The organism is Swaminathania salitolerans (assembly GCF_007988945.1).
GTDB lineage: Bacteria > Pseudomonadota > Alphaproteobacteria > Acetobacterales > Acetobacteraceae > Swaminathania > Swaminathania salitolerans.
In genome coordinates this window covers 394,534-413,620 of record NZ_BJVC01000001.1, presented here as the reverse complement: position 1 = coordinate 413,620, position 19,087 = coordinate 394,534, and the positions used below count along the sequence as shown (strand labels likewise).

The window sequence follows — 19,087 nt, the reverse complement described above, 5'->3', positions numbered from 1 at the left end:
CGGGGCCATGCCTCGCACGCCATGCCTCGCACAGATGACGGCCGCACCGAAGCTCACAGGGTATCGAGCGGTATCTTTATATAGCGCGTTCCGTTTTCTTCCGGTTCCGGCAGTTTTCCACCGCGCATGTTGATCTGGACAGAAGGCATGATGAGGTTCGGCAATGTCAGGGTCGCATCGCGACGGGTGCGCATGGTGACGAAGGCGTCTTCCGTCACCCCGTCATGCACATGGATGTTGGAGGCGCGCTGCGCACCGACGGTCGTCTCCCAGGCATAGACATCCCGTCCGGGTGCCTTGTAGTCGTGACAGAGGAAAAGCCGCGTCTCATCGGGCAGCGAGAGAAGCCTGCGGATCGAGCGATAGAGCCGATGCGCATCCCCGCCCGGGAAATCCGCCCGGGCCGTACCGAAATCGGGCATGAACAGGGTATCGCCGATAAAGGCGGCATCGCCGATGACGAATGCCATGTCGGCGGGAGTATGACCGGGCACATGAACGGCGATGGCGTCTATCCCGCCGATACGGAAACTGTCGCCATCGGTGAAGAGCCTGTCGAATTGCGATCCATCCCGCGCGAAACGCGTACCCGCATTGAAGATCTTGCCGAAGACATCCTGCACCTCGAGAATCCCGGAGCCGATCGCAAGCTTGCCCCCGAGCTTCTCCTGCAGCCAGGGCGCGGCAGAGAGATGATCGGCATGCGCGTGGGTCTCGAGCTGCCAGACGATTTCGAGACTTTCGGATTTAACGAAATCGAGGATCGCCTGCGCACTGGCGGAGGAGGTGCGACCCGAGGCGGGATCGTAATCGAGCACGCTGTCGATGATCGCTGCCTCGCGCGTCTCCGGGTCGTAAACGACATGCGAGGCCGTGAAAGTCGGCTCGTCGAAGAAACTGCGAATGACGGGGCGCCGCGCTTTCCCGGCGCAGGTGGCCTTCACGAGCGCGGCGGCTCTTTCGATCGTGACGTCATCCATCGGTGTGACTCCCCTTTTCCCGCAAGAGCGGGATCCATGGCGGTTCGTGGGTGGTTCGCTGGCGGTTCATGCGCGTTTCGCGGGTTTCATATTTCGCGAATGTGATGTTTCGTCGTTTATGTAAATATGATAAACGACAGCGTCAAGGACAGTTTCAGGATTGAGGACATGGATCTGAAGGTCGAGACAAGAGAAACACGCCAGACCGAGGCACACCAGACCGGCGGTGCCCCTGTTCTGGGAAGATCCGCTCCGAATTTCCGGGCACGTTCGACACGCGGGACGGTCACCCTGAGCGACTATCGTGGCGGCTGGGTCGTTCTCTTTTCCCATCCGGCGGATTTCACACCCGTCTGCACGAGCGAATTCCTGGCCTTCGCCAAGGCGCAGCCGCGCTTCGAAGCCCTGGGGTGCGCGCTGCTCGGCCTCTCGGTGGACAGTCTTCCCGCCCATCTGGCCTGGGTCGATGCGATCCACCGGGATCTCGGGGTCGAAATCCGCTTCCCGATCATAGAAGACCCTTCGATGACGATTGCCCGGGCTTACGGGATGCTCGACGAAACGGCACAGAACAGCAGCACGGTCCGCTCTACCTTCATCATCGCACCGGACGGCACGATCCGGGCGATCCTGACCTATCCCCTCTCGGTCGGGCGCTGCGTCGCCGAGATAGAAAGGACGGTGAGGGCACTGCAACATACGGCAGACGGGACACGGCTCACGCCGGAAAACTGGCATCCGGGCGACCCCGTCTTCCTGCCGCCGCCCACGGAAACCTGCAGGCTGCACGCGTCCGGCGATACGGAAGGCCAGGAAGACCAGCCCTGGTATCACCGCCTGCAGGCGGACGATGCCGCATGACATCGCCCGTCGCCAGAAACCAGTCTCCCCTGCTCGAACGGCTCCGCCTCTACGGTCAGCCCCAGCGTCTGGCCATACTGACGGCGCTCATCGACCGTCAGAGAAGCGTCTCGGATCTCGAGGCCACGACCGGGATCGGCCAGCCGGCACTCTCCCAACAGCTCGGCGAGCTGCGGCGCGCCGGGCTGATCGCCTCCAGACGCGAAGCGAGAGAGGTGTTCTACGCCTATGCAGACCCGGTGGAACGCGCGCGGGCGATGGCCGTGCTCTCCCTGCTCGACCCGCCCTCCACGCCTTCGCTCCCGGTGCCCGGCCTTTCCGCCCCGCCGAGCCAGGGCGCCCATTTCGCCGCGATCCTCCCCGAATAGCGCCGGAGACGCCTCCATCCCGCAAGCACTCGATACCGGGGAGCACTCGAGACCCGCAAGCCGCATCCCCGAACGGGCGAGACCACCCGGACAGGACGCGGTGAAGACAGGATGCGGTGAAGACGGGGCATAGGGGAGGCAGGGCTGTGTTCAGGCTGCCGCGGTTGATGTCACCCGAAGAGCGGCCGGAAGAACCGCCAGAGGAGCGGCAGACCGGGACGCCACGACATAAGGTCCGCCAGCGAGAATCTCGATCGTCAGGAGCGTCTCCATTTCCTGCGGGTCATCCGTCAGGACGATGAGGGCATCTCCTGCCGTCCAGCGGCAGGAGGCGTGCTCGGGATCGTGCCATCCGGCAAGCGCCTCGCCGGTCAGATGCGTTGTCAGCAGATAATCGCGCCGGCTCCCGAATTGTCTGATTTCCCCCACAAGCACCCCGAGCGCGCGCCTGTCATCGACAAACGGACCGATGGTATCGAACGGGCGCGACGTGCGCGATCGCAGCCGGACATGACGCGCCCTGCGCGGAACCGAGAACGTGATCCTGTCTCCCGAGCGGCGCAACACCGGAAGCTGACGCCCCCTGTCATCGACCAGCGAAAGCGCCGGATCGCTATCGCACTCGGGCAGCGCCTCCGCCACCGGCAAGCCCATCCTGTCGGCGATATCCGCAAGACGCCGATAGACCGGCTCAACGAAGTCGCGAAGGACGCAAAGCGGCGCAGCCGAATCCCGTTCCCAGCTACGCGGCACGCAGGGGGAGAGGGCGATGACATTTCCGGCACCGGGCAAAAGCCGCCGGGAGGCTGTATCCAGATAGCTCTCCGTGGGCGCGCCGTTGGCAAAGATCACCGCATGTCGCTCGAGCTCGATATGATGATGGACATAAGAAACGCGGGCGCGGTCGTAAGCGATGCTCCTGCCATTGACGAGCATCCGTATGGGTATGAAACGGCCTTCGAACAGGAAGCAATGCTCGGAGGTCACGCAGAGATCGCTTTGCGGAATGCTGTCTCCGAAAGCCCCGGCGAGAATACGCACGGCGTAACCGGCGCAGTCGTCGGAAAGGGTGGGCGCGACCGTTCTGGGGCGCTGCACCACGCGCGTGACCCGGCGCAGGACCTCACGACCGCCTTCAAGACACCAGACCCGGTCTCCTCGCGCGACTCTCTCGACCGGCATATCTCCGATCTCGCAGCGGATAAGGGTTCCCGGCAGGAAACACGCATCGGTAGAAGCGCCCATGATATAGAGTGACCCGCCCTCGGCGACGCGCGGCGCCGTAATCGCGCAGCCCCTGTAGGCTTCGACCATGACATAGTTACCGAAACCGGGACGATCGACACGCGCCCCTTTCTGGATCATGACCATGAAGGGACTCTCCGACCCTTCCCAGAGATCGTCTTCCGAAACACCCCCCGGCTCGATCAAGGTCGGACAGGCGCGCAAGACATTGCCCCGCGAAACTCCTCCGTCCTGCACGGTCAGACCGCCGGAAGCGATATAGCAGCCCGTCAGTATCCCTCCGTCCTGAACATGGATATAGACATCGTCACCGACCAGTCCGGAAACGACGGCGCCGCTGGTCACGTAGAGCAGGGACCCGCCCGGCGGGAAAACCGGCACACCCGTAAATATTTCCTCGCCCTCTCCCCTGTCCTCAGCAACATAGCGCGTCTTCCCGTCGGGGCCCGGCTCCGCACGCCAGACATTCCCCGCAACCATGTTCGGGCCGGATGCAGGCCTGGCCGGAATCCCGAACGCTTCGTTGAGGGGGGAGTGGGTCGTGAAGTCTGCACCTGCCCTGATCATGACGGCATCGAGCGCAACGCCGCGATCGATATAGCCTGCCGCACCAGAGGACAGGGTCAGACCGTCGATGACCGAGCCGCCCGCACAATGAAGCGAGGTCGTCTCTTCCATCGTGAGATTGCTGACAACCGCGCCGCTCATGACCGAGGCATAGCCATATCCGCCTTCGCTCCGCATGAACGTGTCGTCGCGGGAAACAGCGCCTTCCTCGAAATCGACCGACCCGGTGAATCTGTTTCCCTCGGTCACCCCTCCGGACAGGACGCTCACGCGCATATCCGTCTCTTCCAGGGTAGCGCCGCTCACCCTCCCGCCCGAGGCGATCGAGACATGAAGATACGAGTCCGGCAATGCGTCGATGGCGGAGAGCGTGACGCCGCTCGTCACGAGGAGGGACGCCCCCGATCCGAAACTGACAGGAGGGTCGTAGAGCTGTCCGTCCTGAAGATACCGGAGCTGCCCGTCCCGCATCACGGCAGAGCAATCGCCGGTGAGAATGACAGGACCGGAATACGGCCTCGTACCTGCACCGGCATAGGCGCTTACCCGCGTATCGATATCGGCATCCGTGTCACGCCCCGGAACGCCCCCGGAGGCGCTTCCAGAGGCACTTCCAGAAACGCTTCCAGAAACGTTTCCAGAAACGTTTTCCGGGGCGCTCACGCGCTCCCCCGAAGATAATGCCACGCCCTCGGTGCCGACCATCGCTCTGCCCTTTCCGTTCAGGACATCGAACCGGATCGCCACTCACTCTGCGAGGATATGACGATCAGGAACCATGCATTTATTTATTTTATTGAACAAATACATGGATATAGTAGTCTGTGAACAGGAACACATCAACGATACGGAATAGATAAGATAATTTGAAACATCAATATTGTAATGACTATTTGACGAATGGAGGCCACTCGCACCGAACGCAGCAACGCAAAAAGGCAGGCTCGAGGCCTGCCTTTTCCGGGATATCATCCGGTTTGCGTTCCCTGTCCTTCGCGAGAACATCGCAGGTTCCGCGAAGAGGGAGATCGTGCCCTCAGGCCGCGACCGGCTGCGACCGATCCGGCTCGAGCGCCATCCTGTAAGGACCGGCCGAAACGATCTGGACGCTGATCATGCTTTCCGATGCCGTCGCCGCCCGGTTGAGCAGCAGCAGCCCCGCGCCGTCGGTCCAGCGGCAAGCGCCCGAACCGTCATGCCACCCCGCCAGCTCCGGAACGGTCAGATGGGTCAGCAGGGCGTGTGCGCCATGCGCTCCGAACTGCGTGACTTCGCCCACCAGAACACCCAGACGACGACGATCGTCCACGAACGGGCCGATGACGTCACAGGGCCGCATGGTGCGCGACACCAGACGCAGCGCCGAGATTCCCGGCGGGACATGGAAGGTCACCCTGTCCCCTCCCTTGCGGACCGGCAGATAGCGCGTTCCCCTGTCATCGACGAGCATGAGCGCCGGATCGTCGGTCAGAGCGACATTATCGGACCCCTTGTCGGCACACTGGCCGGCGAAGCGCCTGTAGAGCCCCTCGACAAACCCGCGCTCGACACAAAGCGGCGCAGCCGCATCCTTTTCCCAGCTGGCCGCCCCGGGAACGGGCATGAGAGTGGCAACCCCTTCCCGCGTCCGGAAGCCCTGACGATTGCCGCTATCCAGATAGCTCTCGGTCTTCACGCCATTGGCATAGATGATCGAATGCTGCGAAAGCTCGACATGATAGTAATCGTAGATCGGCATCGAGCGATCATAGGCGATGCTCTCGCCGTTCACGAGCATCCGCACCGGCACGAAGCGCCCGTCGAACAGGAAGCAATGCTCTGCGGTAACGAGAAGGTCGCTGTGAGGCTGCCCTTCGCCGAACGCCCCTGCGCGGATACGCACGGGATAACCCGCCATGTCCTCGGGTTGCCACGGCTCGAAACGGTTCTGCCTCTGACCGACCCAGATCACGGCCCGGAGACGATCCTGGCCATCGACATGGCAGACCACCTGATCGCCCACGCGCAGGGTTTCGACGGCAATCTCCCCCCGATCGGTGAGGATCATCGTCCCTGCCAGGAAGCAGGTATCGGTCGCTGCCTTGTCCACCACGAGATAAGCCCCGTCCGAAACGGACGGCCCCTCGACGACCGAGCCCGGAAAAGCCGAGACATAGGCGCCCGATCCGAATTGCGGGTTCGTGACCGATGCGCCGCTGTTGACGGTGCTCCAGTTGATGTCGTACCCGCTATTGTACCACAGATCGTTGATCGAGCTCGCTCCGGACAGCAGATTGACCGGGTCCGAGTTGAACTTGTTTCCGCTCGTCACACCGCCTGCACTGACCGTCACATTGCCCTGCGCGATATAGGAATCGGCAAGAGTGCCCCCGGCCTGCACATAAATCGTGACGCCGTACCCGGAAAGACCGGAAGCGACCGCACCGTTCTGCACATAGAGCGCCGCGCCGTTGCCGAGCGTGACCGGCTCGGCATAGGAGCTGACGCCGTTGGTGTAGATGGTTGCACCGTTCGACAGCACAGCACTCCAGGTGCCGTTCAGCACGGTTCCTTCCGGGGTTCCGGGGGTGGTCGGGATCGTGATGGTCCCGCCGATCGAGGTGTAGGTTGCAAGATAGCCGCCCGCAGAGACGTTCAATCCGTTGAGATCGACGTCCTTTGCGATGATCGCCGAACCGCCGGATGCCACATTGGCCCCATCGACCACGGCACCGGTCGCAGCCGAGATCGTCGTGCTGGACAGCACGGTGACATCGCTGACCGTGGCCCCGCTGGCGACCTTGACGGACTGGACCGCATAGCCATACCAGCCGAAGCTGTCGCCGATCGAGGCCGCACCCGTATTGAGCGTCGTGTCGCATCCGAGAAACTGGTTGTTGCTCAGCAGGCCGCCGCCATCGACGCGCACATAGGTACGCGTGACGTGCGAATCGGTCAGCGTGGCACCGTTCAGGACGCTGATGGTCGGAATCGAGTCCTTGAAGCAGGTAAGCCCCGAGACGACCGCACCGCTCATGACGACGAGGGTCGCACCGTTGAGAATGACCGGATCGTGCACGGTGACGGAGCCGTTCGTGTAAACGGTTTGCCCGTTCTCGTTCTTGGCGGACCAGGTTCCCGTGAGGATCGCGCCGGTATCGACGACCTCGCCATTGCCCGCATATCCCGAGAACACCAGAGCGCCGGACTGAACGTAACCGCCATCCGTCGCATGGATGCCCGATGTCGTTCCCGCGGCTATTACAGCCGAACCGCCGCTGGTCGCGGTGAGATCGGTCGCGGTGGCACCGGTCTGGATCTGCAGAAAACCGCTCGTTCCGACTGTCGCCCCTGTCACGGTCGCGCCGGAATAGGCATAACTCCAGGTTCCCCCGGTCCCGCTCGTCAGCCAGGTATCGTTCAGCGAGCTCGCCCCGCCATTGAGCGTGGTCGTCACGCCGTTAAAGCTGTTGCCCGTGGTCATTCCGCCGGAGAGCACATTGACGCGCCCGCCTGTCAGGGCGGCATCCGTCAGGTCTCCACCCGCGCTTATCGTGATATTCAGGCCGGATCCCGTGATACCGGAAACAAGCGCTCCGCTCGTGACCACAAGGCTTGCGTTATTCGCGAAGGTGACCGGCTGCTCAGCAAACACGCTACCGCTTTGAAACAGCGTGGTTCCGCTGACATTCACGGCAGACCAGGTTCCGTTAAGTGTCGTCGCCATTCCGACTATTCCCCCATGACGCCCTAAGGCCCCGGGCAGGCACTACCGCCGCGAGCGGATCACCTGCGATTCAGACATATTTTGAATATTGCCTGTCCGTCGGGAAAAACCTGACGGACGAAGTAACCATCGGAAACTCCCTACGCCTCCACCCGGAGGCAGGCAATTGAAAAACGTTATTTATCATCATATGACACATTATCCTCCCTGAACACATTGCGATACAAACGAACTCTATATGAATACCCTACAGGTCCACTTTGGATTTTCTTTATGAGTACTTGGCTTTAACTTTTTGTTAGCAAGTCGAACAACGTGTTTGCGAAATACCAAGTATCATCGTTCGTTAATTTTTGTCCGAAGAGACGAACAGGATCACGCATCGGGTAATACTGCGCCCGATCGTTTCGATGCTGTTCCGGCTCCGGCCACCCTGAATCCGGAAAGACCCCGGTCTGCTTCCTGCTTCATCCAGCACCTTCCGCCCGACACACGTCCTTTCGATGCGAGGCTGTCAAAACGCGCGCGCGCGCCTAGACTGGCGCAGCCCCAGAACTGCGCCAGCTCCAGGCGCCGACCGAAAGGACATATGTCGATGCGATCCCCGCCTCTCCTGCGCCTGAGACACGTTCTTCTTGCAGTTCCTGCCCTGCTCGCAGCGTGCAGTCATCCGGCCTCCCGGGATCTGGCTGCCCCCGACAAGACGACCCCCGACCTGACCGCCCGGGATCTGCCGGATGAACGCCTCTCCCTCGCCACGCCGCCGCAGAGGAAGAGCGCCATGCAGGAGGCAGACGACCGGATCTTCCGGCAGACGCGCGCGCTCGAGGGAAGCCCACGCTGGACCCTGGCAACGCTGGATGCCGATCTGAGACCCGGTCCGTTCCTCCGGGGTTTTTCCTGCGCTTCGGGATTCCGGATTGACGCTTCCGAAGCGCCCCATCTGGTGCAGCTTCTCACCCTGATGGGAAAAGCCGAGTCGGTGCGTACCTCCGAAGAGAAGCATTTCTGGTCTCGGCCGCGTCCGTTCATAGGAAACGAATCGCCGATCTGCGTCCCCAGGGACGCGCATCTGGCGCAGAGCCCTGCTTATCCCTCCGGCCACACGATCGCCGGTTACTCGACCGCGCTCGTCCTTTCCGCGCTGCTGCCCGAACGCAAGGCCGAGCTTCTGCAGCGCGGCCGCGTCATCGGTGAGAGCCGGATCGTTTGCGGGGTCCACTGGGCGTCGGATGTCGCTGCCGGATATCAGGCTGCCGGCGCCTTTGCCGTCGCCACGCTGCAGAATCCGGCCATTCGTGCGCTCATGCCTGCGGCACGCGCCGAGCTGCTGGCGATGCAGAAGAAGGGAGACAAGCCGGACGCCGCGCGTTGTGCCGCAGAAGCCGATGCCGCAGCGCATTCGCCGTTCACCGCCCCGGTTTCCCCGGAGCATTGACCCGATCCCGCCGCGCCCGATCTTGTAGCCGGGATATCGCGGTCGGTTCTTTCCCGGGTTCGGATCCGGGACACGCCCCGTGCGAGGCGAGAGGTCCGGGCAACCGGACCCGCCCGGTTTTCACGGACTGCCACGACGCATTCCTCCCAAAAAAAATGCCTGCCGGAACATCGAGGGTTCCGGCAGGCACAGGAAGCCATTGCGTGCGGTCCGGCTCAGGCGATCCGGGTCGTGATGAAGGAGCCGAGCGCCTCGGCCGCGCTCTCGGGCGATCCGGTTGCGTCGATCCTGAGCCGGGGCGCGGCAGGCGCGTCATAGGGTGCGCTCACCCCCGTGAAATCGGGGATACGGCCCGCACGCGCCGCGGCGTACAATCCCTTGGGGTCGCGCGTCTCGCATAATGCGAGCGAGGCATCCACATGAATCTCGTGGAATCCCTCTCCCACGATCTGGCTGGCCAGAGCGCGATCTTCGGCCAGAGGCGAGACCAGCGCCACGATCACCACCTGACCGCTTTCGGCCAGGATACGCGCGACATGCGCGGCACGACGGATATTCTCCCTGCGATCTTCGGGAGAGAACCCGAGATCCGCGCACAGACCGGCACGCAGCGTATCGCCATCGAGAACGGATGCCCTGACGCCCGAAGCCACCAGATCCTTCTCGACCAGACGGGCAATGGTGCTCTTGCCCGATCCGGGAAGCCCCGTCAGCCAGAACACGGCGCCCTCATGGCCCTGCAGGGCGCGCCTCTGGAGCGCGGTCACACGGCTCGCCGTGGGATGGATGGCATGCGTGCCTTCCGGAAGCTCCGCCTCGCCGAGAAGCGGCGCGCCTCCGACGATGCGCTGGAAACGGTCGACCAGAACGCCGCGCCCGTCGCTATAGCCGGGAGCGAACGGATCGAACAGGATCGCATGGGCCGCTACCAGCGTGACTTCGGCAAATCCGTCCGGCGGCACCTCCTCGCCCGGGGCGAGGGTCAGATCGTCGAGATCGACGACCGCATCGATGGACGCCACGGTCACGTCGTGTTCTGCGGTGGAGAGGCGCAGCGTGAAGCTTTCCCCCACCCGGAGCGGCTCGCTCCGCAGCCAGAAGAGCCGGGTGCGGATCCGCGCCGTTTTCAGGGGGGGCTCGCCCGCACCCGAAACCGGGAAGAGAAGATCGCCCCGATCCGGAACGAGATCGGGCTCGAGACGCAGGGCGATCGACTCGCCCGCCCCGGCCACCGGCGTTTCGGGGGCATGCCACCGGCAGATCTCGGCAACCGTCGCCTGTTGCCCCTGAACGCCGATCATGATCCGGTCGCCCGCGCGGATCACCCCGCGATCGATACGCCCGGCGACATAGCGCACGTCATCGAAGCGATACACATCCTGCACCGGCATGCGGAAATCGAGCGCGAGACGCGAGGCCGGCGCAGGCACGGCGGCCAGGGCCTCGACCAGGGTCGGGCCCGTGTACCAGGGGGCGCGCTCCGAACGGCTCGCGATATTGTCTCCGTCACGGGCAGAAGCCGGAACGAATGCCTCGACCGTGATCTCGAGACGGCCCAGAAGGGCGCGCACATCGGTTTCGGCCTGGGCTATTCTTTCCTGATCGAAGTCGAGCAGGTCGGATTTGTTCAGCAGAACGATCACATGACGGATGCCGATCAGACGCAGCAGCATGGCATGGCGTCGCGTCTGTTCCTGCGCTCCTTCGAGCGCATCGACGACCAGCACGGCGGCCTCGGCATCGGCCGCCCCCGTGATCATGTTCCGCAGGAACTGCCGGTGGCCCGGCGCATCGACGATGACGAACTCACGCCCGCCGAGATGGAAGGGAATGCGGGTGGAATCGACCGTGACACCCTGATCGCGTTCGATCTGGAGGGAGTCGAGCAGGAAGCTCCATTCGACGGTCAGACCGCGTTTGCGGCTGCTTTCGACGATCTGGGCCAGCTTGCCGTCCTGAAGGCTGTCCGTGTCATAGAGCAGGCGTCCGATCAGGGTCGACTTGCCATGGTCGACATGGCCGACGATGACGATGGGGGTGGCAGCCGCGCGCAGCGAGGGGGGAAGGTCGTTGGTTGTCATGTTGTCGCCCATAACTCAGAGATAACCCGCAACGCGCAGACGCTCGAAAGCATCTTCGGATTCGTGATCCATGGCGCGACCGGCGCGCTCGGAGGTCTTGCTCGCCTCCAGCTCGGCGATCACCTCGGCCAGGGTGGAGGCATCGCTGTCGATCGGGCTCGTGATGTCCTGATCGCCCAGAGACCGGTAACGCTTGCCGTTCTTCGCGAAATACAGATCGACCAGAGGAATGTTCTCGCGCTCGATATAGCGCCAGATATCGATCTCGCGCCATGACAGCAGCGGATGCACACGGATATGCATCCCGTCTTCATAGGGGGTGGCGTACTGATCCCAGAATTCCGGAGGCTGGTTGCGCACATCCCAGCGATGCCCGGCGCCGCGCGGGCTGAACACGCGCTCCTTGGCACGCGTCGCCTGCTCGTCGCGCCGGATACCGGCAATCACGCCACGGAGCTTGTGCTTCTCGATCAGGCTGGCGAGACCGGCAGTCTTGCGGGCCGCGGAACGGGCAGCGGGCGGGAGGGAGGGATCGATCTCCTCGACCGGCGGACAATCGCCGAGCATGAGATCGAGGTTCCACTTCCTGGTGTATTCCTCGCGAAAGGCATACATTTCCGGAAATTTCTTGCCCGTATCCACATGCATGACCGGAAACGGCACTCGGCCCATGAATGCCTTGCGGGCCAGCCAGACCATGACATTGCTGTCCTTGCCGAGCGACCACAGCAGAGAGAGCGGGCGCAGCTTGCGATAGGCTTCGCGCAGGACGAAGATGCTCTGGGCCTCGAGCTGGTCGAGATCGTCCATGGCACGCGGGCTTACCACGCCGGGGGTCGCCAAACTCATGTTATGCTCCATTATCGCGCCGGCACATGAATGCCGCATTCGGTTTTGTTGTGTCCGGCCCAACGTCCGGCACGGGGGTCTTCGCCTTCCCCGACCGCCCGGGTGCACGGAGCGCAGCCGATCGACCGGAATCCGAGGGCAGTCAGGGGGTGACGCGGCAGAGCCCTGCGGATCATTTCAGCCTCGATCTGCGCCGGGGTCCAGGATGCGAGCGGGTTGATCTTGGCGCGCCCGTCCCCGAGCGGCTCGAAAACAGGCATGGCGGCGCGCGTGGCGGCCTGACCGCGCTTGCGTCCCGTTATCCAGGCATCGTACCCCGCCAGCGCGGCATCCATCGGCTCGACCTTGCGCAGGGCGCAACAGGCATCCGGATCGAAATCCGCGAGCTGATCCTGTGGATCGCGATCCCGCAGGGCAGCATCGGCCGGGGCGATCGAACGGACATTCGTCAGCCCGAGCGAAGCCACCAGATCGTCGCGATAGGTCAGGGTTTCCGGAAAATGACGCCGCGTGTCGAGAAAAAGGACCGGAAAGGCGGGATCGAGATCGGCCAGCATGGCAAGAAGCAAGGCCGATTCCGCACCGAAAGACGAGACCAGCGCAATACGCCCCCTGAGAAGGGAGACGGCGCGAGGGAGGATTTCCTCTTCGGGGAGCGGCGTGAGGATCTGCCGTTCTGTCTCTGTCAGGGCCATGACCGAACCAATCCACTATTCAAGATCGCTGTTTGAAGAACCAGTCTCGACATAATGCCTCAAACACGAACGTGCAATGGGGAATGCACGATCTTTACAAGTTATCCCTGTGGATCTCGCGTCTATGTTCCACGACCTCTCCCACGAGCGTCAGGGCCGGGCTGACCACGCGGCGTTCCTTCACCAACGCGGGAAGCGTTGCGAGCGTTGCGACATGCACCCGCTGATCGTGTCGGGTTCCATGCTCGACGATCGCTGCAGGCCAGTTGCCGGGCAGGCCATGCGCCTGAAGCTGGGCGCAGAGATCCGCCAGAGGGGCGAGTCCCATATAGATGGCGAGCGTCTGCCCCTTGCGCGCAAGACTGGGCCAGTCGAGCGCGAGTGTGCCGTCGGCACGCGCATGGCCGGTGACGAAGACACAGGTCTGGGCGCAATCGCGATGGGTCAGCGGGATACCGGCCGCCGCACCGCAGCCGCTCGCTGCGGTAATCCCCGGGATGACGCGCACCGTGACGCCTGCCTCGACCAGCGCCTCCATCTCTTCTCCCCCGCGACCGAAGATGAACGGATCGCCCCCTTTCAGACGCAGGACACGTTCGCCCTGTCTGGCGCGCCGGACCAGCTCCTCGTTGATCCGGTCCTGGGGCAGGGTATGGTGGTTCTTCCTCTTACCGACGAAGACCCGCTCGGCATCGCGTCGCACCCGATCCATGATAGCGGGCGGGATAAGCTGATCGTAAAGAACGGAATCGGCATTCTGCATGAGGCGCAACGCAGCGAGAGTCAGCAGATCCGGATCGCCCGGCCCCGCCCCGACGAGCCAGACCTCACCTGAGACCGGAACGCCTGCGAGCGCCTTTTCGAGGCTGGCGCGGGCTGCCGGTTCGTCTCCCCGCAGCGCCTGCTCTGCACCGGCGCCATCGACGAAGGCCTCCCAGGCCCGGCGTCTTGCGGTCGTATCCGGCTGGACCTCCCGGATCCATTCCCGTTGTGCCCGCATGAAGCGGGCCAGTCGCGATATCCCGTCGGGAAGCAGGGCCTCGATCCGGGTCCGCAGACGCCGGGCGAGAACGGGCGCGGCGCCGTCAGTCGAAATGGCGATCTGCACCGGGGTCCGGTCTATGATCGCCGGGGTGATGAAGGTCGAGGGCGCCGGATCGTCGACGACGCAGAGATTGACGCGCATCTTCCGCCCGAGTGCCGCGATCTCCCGGTTGAGCGCGGCGTCATCGGTCGCAGCGAAGACGATGCGCATCTTTTCCAGCAGGGGGGCAAGCGCATCGGGCACGATCGCATCGCCCAGATGGGTGACCTGTCCTGCCTCGATAGCAGAGACGATCTCCGGGTCGTGAACCGGGCCGAGCACGGCAATGTCGGGACAGCGACCGAGAAGGAGGCGGAGCTTGTTCGAGGCGACCTGCCCGCCCCCCACCACGAGGGCGCGGGCGTCGTCGAGACGCAGGGAGATGGGGAGATAGGTCGCTTCGCTCTTCATGGAGTCTGTATGACGCGCCGTTTCGCGCGCGCCAAGTCCGGACGACGTCCCTCCTCCCGGTGACTTTCTCCCCCGGCGACTTTCTTCCCGGGTGACTTTCTCCCCGGGGGCCACGCCCGACGCGACCCGACTCCCCCGGGGCAGTCGGGTCGCGTCGGGAGGCGTTGCAAGAGTTCACACGAAAACGTCGGATGGCCATAACGATGCACCCTGTTAGGGTCGTGCCCTCCCGCAACGAGACGATGGAACATCACGATGTCCAACCCGGCCCTGTTTTCCCTCGCTGGGCGACGCGCCCTGATCACCGGCGCCTCACGCGGGCTCGGTCTGACCCTCGCCCGGGGGCTGGGAGAAGCGGGGGCGCATGTGATCCTCAATGGCAGGACGCCGGACGCACTCGAGAAGGCCTGTTCCGGATTGCGCGGGTCGGGCATCGCAGCCTCGACTTGCGCGTTCGACGTCACCGATCAGGACGCCGTACGAAGCGGCATCGACAGGCTGACGCAGGAGGGGCCGATCGATATCCTCATCAACAATGCGGGGATACAGCATCGAGCGCCGCTGGAAAGCTTTCCGCGCGCCGAATGGGACAGGCTCATCCGCACCAATCTCGACGCCGTGTTCTTCGTGGCCCAGGCGGTCGCGAAAGGCATGATCTCCCGGGGGAGCGGCAAGATCATCAATATCTGTTCGGTCCAGAGCGAACTCGCCCGACCGAATATCGCGCCCTATACCGCCACGAAGGGCGCGGTCAAAATGCTGACGAAGGGAATGGCGACCGACTGGGCGCGACACGGGTTGCAGATCAACGGCCTCGCTCCGGGATATTTCGAGACGGAGATGAATGCGGCCCTCGTCGCCGATCCGGCATTCACGGAATGGCTGTGCAAGCGCACCCCTGCCGCACGCTGGGGCAGGAGCGAGGAACTCATCGGCGCGGCGCTCTTTCTCGCTTCCGATGCCTCGAGCTTCGTCAACGGCCATATCCTGACGGTCGATGGCGGATTGACGGCATCGGTTTAAGACAAAGTAAATTCCCTGTTTACCGTCTCGCCGCCGGGACGTTATGACAGCTTCTGATCGGCCGCTCTCCCGGCATCCTGTTTCGAGAGCGAGGATCCGGCTCATAACGACGGGTGGCAATCGTGGTGACGCTCAGGGACTCTGCCCGAACGATCGAGGAGGTGACGGATAATCCGTTTCCTGCTGCGATCCGCGACACGCTCGAATGCTGTTTTCCGGGGCGAACCTTCTGCGTGTTCGTGACGGAAGGAAGCGCTCTGGTTCCCGTCCCCGTATCTGCCGGCCAGCCTATTCCCGCCGCACTGACCCGGCTGAATGCCGATATAACGGCGTCGCATGTGCCGATCGAACCCTGCCCGATCGAACCCTGTGCGATCGAACCCTGCGCGGGGTGGTCGCTCCTCCCGTGCCACGAAGAGGCGAAAGACCGCAGCGCAGGCCAGATCGCGGGAGCGATCGCGATCGACACTCCGCCGGACACGCTCTCGCTTCGACAATGCAGGATCCTTCGCGCCCAGGGCACTCTGGCGCTCGGCACTTTGGCGCCTGGCACTCTGGCACAAGGCGGTGTGGCCCGGGACAGTCTGAGCGTTACCTATCCCAAATACGCCCCCCCTCTCGATCCCGAGCGCGCCAATCTGGGTTTCTTTCTCTGGGATCAGCGGCGCGGCCGGATGACGGGGGACCCGCATATGGCGACGCTTTGCGGTCTCGACCGCGCGGCCCTGCGCGAGGGGATTTCCTGGAGTGATTTCCGCCAGCTGATCCACAGGGACGAAAGACCCGGGCCGGATGTTTCGGCCGTCGGCTGGATGACCGGAATCGGCCCCTCGGGCCTGCGTCTCGTTCACGCCGATGGCCGCATCGTCCATGTGAACATGCGCGTTCAGCCTCATGGCGAGAACTGCACGGGCAATCTGGTCGATCTCGGGCATGAGGACCGTCTCGCCCTGCGGACGAGCCAGGCCTTTCTCAACTCGATGCTCGTCAGCGCGAATGACTGCGTCAAGATTCTCGATCTCGAAGGGATCATAACCTTTGTCAATCAGGGAGCTCTTCTCGTGCTCGATCTCTGCTCGACAGCGGAGATGGTCGGCATTTTCTGGCCCGATGTCTGGCAGGAACGTGGACGCGCCCTGAGCCTGGATGCGATCGCCGCCGCCCGGAACGGCGAGACGAGTCATTTCCAGAGCTATCTGGAAACGCGGGACGGGCGGATGCGCCTGTGGGACGTGATCGTCACTCCGATTTTCGGTGCCGATGGCAGACCGGAGCGCATACTCGGCGTATCGCGCGACATGACGATCGCCAATCAGGAACACGAACGCCTCGAACTCGCGCTCCAGGCCGGGACGATCGTCGGCATGTGGCTCTGGGATCCGCGGATCCGGCGGATCACCGGCGATGCGCGCATGGCATTGACACTCGGTATTTCTCCAGCCGGTCTGAACAATGGCATCGACCTCACGGCGCTGTTGCGTCGGATCGATCCGGAAGACAGAAACAGGGTCCGCTCCGCACTCTCCCGCGCCCTCAGGGATCGAACCCGTTTTCACTGCGAGTTCCGGCTTCTCGACGACGATGCGCGCGCCAGCCACTGGGTCGAGGCGAACGGAGCCTGTACCTACGACAAAAGCGGACATATCAGCCATTTTCCAGGCATTCTGCTCGATATCGACGCGCATAAACGCCAGACTTTGAAGCGCGAAGCGCTCGTCCAGCTCGGCGAGGGACTGCGTGCGCTCGACAGCGAGTCCGAGATCCTCTCCCTCTGTGCGAAGATCCTGGGCGAAACGATCGAAGCCGACCGCGCGGGGTTTGCCGATGTGGATTGCGGCCGCGAACTCGCCCATGTGGTCGACGCCTGGAGACGCGACGCTTCGATGGCGGATATCTCGGGGCTCTACGCCTTCCGCGCCTTCGGCGATTATATCGACACTCTCAAACGGGGCGAAATCGTCGCGATCGCGGATGTCGCCACCCATCCCCTGACGTCGCGACAGGCGGAGTCCTTCGCGAAACTCGGCATCGCCGCACTCCTGAACCTGCCGCTCATGGAAAACGGCGCACTCCAGGCCGTGGCGATCGTCCATTTCGACCATCGCCATCGCTGGGACGAGATCACGCTCGCCTTCGTCCGGACCGTCGCCGACCGGAGCTGGGCCGCCATACGGCAGGTGCGGGCGCAGGAAGCATTGCGTCTCATGAACGAGACGCTCGAGGAGCTTGCCATACGGCGCACGCGCGAACGCGATCGCCTCTGGGCCATCAGCGCCGATCTGCTCGCCCTGACGGATCAGGACGGCCGACTGCGCTATCTCAACCCGAGCTGGGAGAGAAGCTTCGGCCGCAAGGTCCAGGAGTGGAGCGGAAGCAAGTTCGAGCTTTTCGTTCATCCCGCGGATCGCCCCCGCGCGGCCGAGGCGCTGCGTCTCCTGCGGGAGAACCGCCTCGATCAGGGCGTCGATCTGCGGTTCCTTCACCAGAACGGAACCTGGCACATTTTCAACTGGTCGGGATCGCGCGAGGGGGACGATATCTATCTGATCGGTCGGGATATCACAGACCGTATCGCGCTCGAGGAGCAGCTCCGCCAGTCGCAGAAAATGGAGGCGGTCGGCCAGCTGACGGGCGGGCTCGCCCATGATTTCAACAATATCCTCGCCGGGATCGGCGGCGCACTCGGCCTCCTGTCGCGCAGGATCGAGCAGGGGCGCCTCTCCGGTCTCGATCGCTACATCTCGGCCGCACAGGCTGCGACGGACCGGGCGGCGGCCCTCACCCACCGCCTTCTCGCCTTTTCCCGACGACAGACGCTGGATCCCCAGCCTGCCGATATCAATACGCTGATCGTCGGAATGGAGGATCTGATCGAGGGCACGGTCGGACCGGCCATCGTTCTGGAGCTGGCACTCGCCCCGGAAATCGGCCTCACACTCGTCGATACGAACCAGCTCGAAAATGCCTTGCTGAATCTCTCGATCAATGCGCGGGATGCCATGCCCGATGGGGGGCATCTCCAGATCGCGACCTCAGCGGTCCTGCTCGGCGCGAGACAGGCACGGGAATGGGGGCTCCGTGCGGGCCGCTATCTCGTTCTGACCGTAACCGATACGGGGGTCGGGATGAGCAGCGACATCATGGACCGGGCGTTCGATCCGTTTTTCACGACCAAGCCCATCGGCAAGGGAACGGGCCTCGGCCTGAGCATGATCTACGGTTTTGCCCAGCAATCCGGCGGCCGCGTCGGTATCGCCTCAACTCCCGGCGAGGGCACGACCGTGCAGATATGGCTTCCCGGTCATGAAGCCGCGATCGCACCGCCACAGGACATGGCGCGTCGCCCGTGCAACGACGAGAACCTGAACAGGCTGCAGATTCTTCTGGTGGATGACGAGGAAACCCTGCGATTTACCGTGCGGGAAACGTTGCAGGACTGGGGGGCTGTGGTTCAGGACGCGGCCGACGGCGCGACGGCGCTCGCCATGCTCAACGACCGGGAACGCCTGTTTGACCTTCTGATTACCGATGTCGGCCTTCCGGGAGGGCTCAACGGACGGCAGCTCGCCGATGCGGCCCGCAGCCTCCGGCCCGGTCTGGCCGTGCTGTTCATCACCGGATATGCCGAACAGGCGATCTTCGACCGGGAGGGTATCCCGGAGAAGATCCATATCCTGCCGAAACCCTTCACGCCGCAAATGCTCGATGAAAAGCTGCGCGGCGCCCTGCGCGCAGGCGGCTGACGCAGGAGACATTGCCCGCGCGACGGGCGCCCTGCC

The 19,087-nt window shown here is 63.6% G+C and carries 12 protein-coding genes; 5 read left to right on the top strand and 7 right to left on the bottom strand.

Annotated elements, in window-relative coordinates; all coding sequences use genetic code 11:
* Window positions 1-53: 53 nt before the first annotated feature.
* Entirely contained in the window at window positions 54-980 is a 927-nt protein-coding gene (locus tag SSA02_RS01640; RefSeq protein ID WP_147092179.1) for an MBL fold metallo-hydrolase, read from the bottom strand.
* A gap of 168 nt (window positions 981-1,148) precedes the next feature.
* On the opposite strand from SSA02_RS01640, the gene SSA02_RS01635 reads away from it, so the two are divergent.
* A complete protein-coding gene (locus SSA02_RS01635) occupies window positions 1,149-1,841 on the top strand; it encodes a peroxiredoxin (protein ID WP_147092178.1) in 693 nt (230 codons plus the stop codon).
* Entirely contained in the window at window positions 1,838-2,209 is a 372-nt protein-coding gene (locus tag SSA02_RS01630) for an ArsR/SmtB family transcription factor (RefSeq protein ID WP_147092177.1), read from the top strand. Before SSA02_RS01635 ends, SSA02_RS01630 begins: the two co-directional genes overlap by 4 nt.
* Window positions 2,210-2,359: 150 nt before the next feature.
* Here the strand turns inward: SSA02_RS01630 and SSA02_RS01625 are convergent, their stop codons facing one another.
* Together SSA02_RS01625 and SSA02_RS01620 are read right to left on the bottom strand one after the other, a co-directional pair.
* Complete coding sequence (locus SSA02_RS01625) at window positions 2,360-4,768, bottom strand: Hint domain-containing protein (protein WP_147092176.1); 2,409 nt, start codon at window positions 4,766-4,768, stop codon at window positions 2,360-2,362.
* Window positions 4,769-5,057: 289 nt separating this feature from the next.
* On the bottom strand, window positions 5,058-7,727 hold the full coding sequence (locus SSA02_RS01620; RefSeq protein ID WP_147092175.1) for a Hint domain-containing protein: 2,670 nt from the start codon (window positions 7,725-7,727) through the stop codon (window positions 5,058-5,060).
* A gap of 595 nt (window positions 7,728-8,322) precedes the next feature.
* Between SSA02_RS01620 and SSA02_RS01615 the strand changes: the two genes are divergently transcribed.
* A complete protein-coding gene (locus SSA02_RS01615) occupies window positions 8,323-9,165 on the top strand; it encodes an acid phosphatase (RefSeq protein WP_147092174.1) in 843 nt (280 codons plus the stop codon).
* A gap of 215 nt (window positions 9,166-9,380) precedes the next feature.
* On the opposite strand, the gene cysC is transcribed toward SSA02_RS01615, so the two are convergent.
* From cysC to cysG, 4 genes are all read right to left on the bottom strand, one after another.
* On the bottom strand, window positions 9,381-11,258 hold the full coding sequence (cysC, locus tag SSA02_RS01610; protein WP_371859158.1) for an adenylyl-sulfate kinase: 1,878 nt from the start codon (window positions 11,256-11,258) through the stop codon (window positions 9,381-9,383).
* Window positions 11,259-11,261: 3 nt separating this feature from the next.
* Window positions 11,262-12,056: a sulfate adenylyltransferase subunit CysD gene (cysD, locus tag SSA02_RS01605; RefSeq protein ID WP_147092629.1), complete on the bottom strand. Its 795-nt coding sequence runs from the start codon at window positions 12,054-12,056 to the stop codon at window positions 11,262-11,264.
* Window positions 12,057-12,106: 50 nt separating this feature from the next.
* Complete coding sequence (locus SSA02_RS01600) at window positions 12,107-12,790, bottom strand: phosphoadenylyl-sulfate reductase (RefSeq protein WP_147092172.1); 684 nt, start codon at window positions 12,788-12,790, stop codon at window positions 12,107-12,109.
* A gap of 94 nt (window positions 12,791-12,884) precedes the next feature.
* Complete coding sequence (gene cysG, locus SSA02_RS01595; RefSeq protein ID WP_147092171.1) at window positions 12,885-14,285, bottom strand: siroheme synthase CysG; 1,401 nt, start codon at window positions 14,283-14,285, stop codon at window positions 12,885-12,887.
* Window positions 14,286-14,540: 255 nt separating this feature from the next.
* On the opposite strand from cysG, the gene SSA02_RS01590 reads away from it, so the two are divergent.
* Window positions 14,541-15,308 (top strand): SDR family NAD(P)-dependent oxidoreductase, encoded by a 768-nt coding sequence (locus SSA02_RS01590; RefSeq protein WP_147092170.1) that lies wholly within the window; start codon window positions 14,541-14,543, stop codon window positions 15,306-15,308.
* 122 nt (window positions 15,309-15,430) lie between these two features.
* On the top strand, window positions 15,431-19,051 hold the full coding sequence (locus tag SSA02_RS01585) for a PAS domain-containing protein (RefSeq protein ID WP_147092169.1): 3,621 nt from the start codon (window positions 15,431-15,433) through the stop codon (window positions 19,049-19,051).
* The last annotated feature ends 36 nt before the right edge of the window (window positions 19,052-19,087 follow it).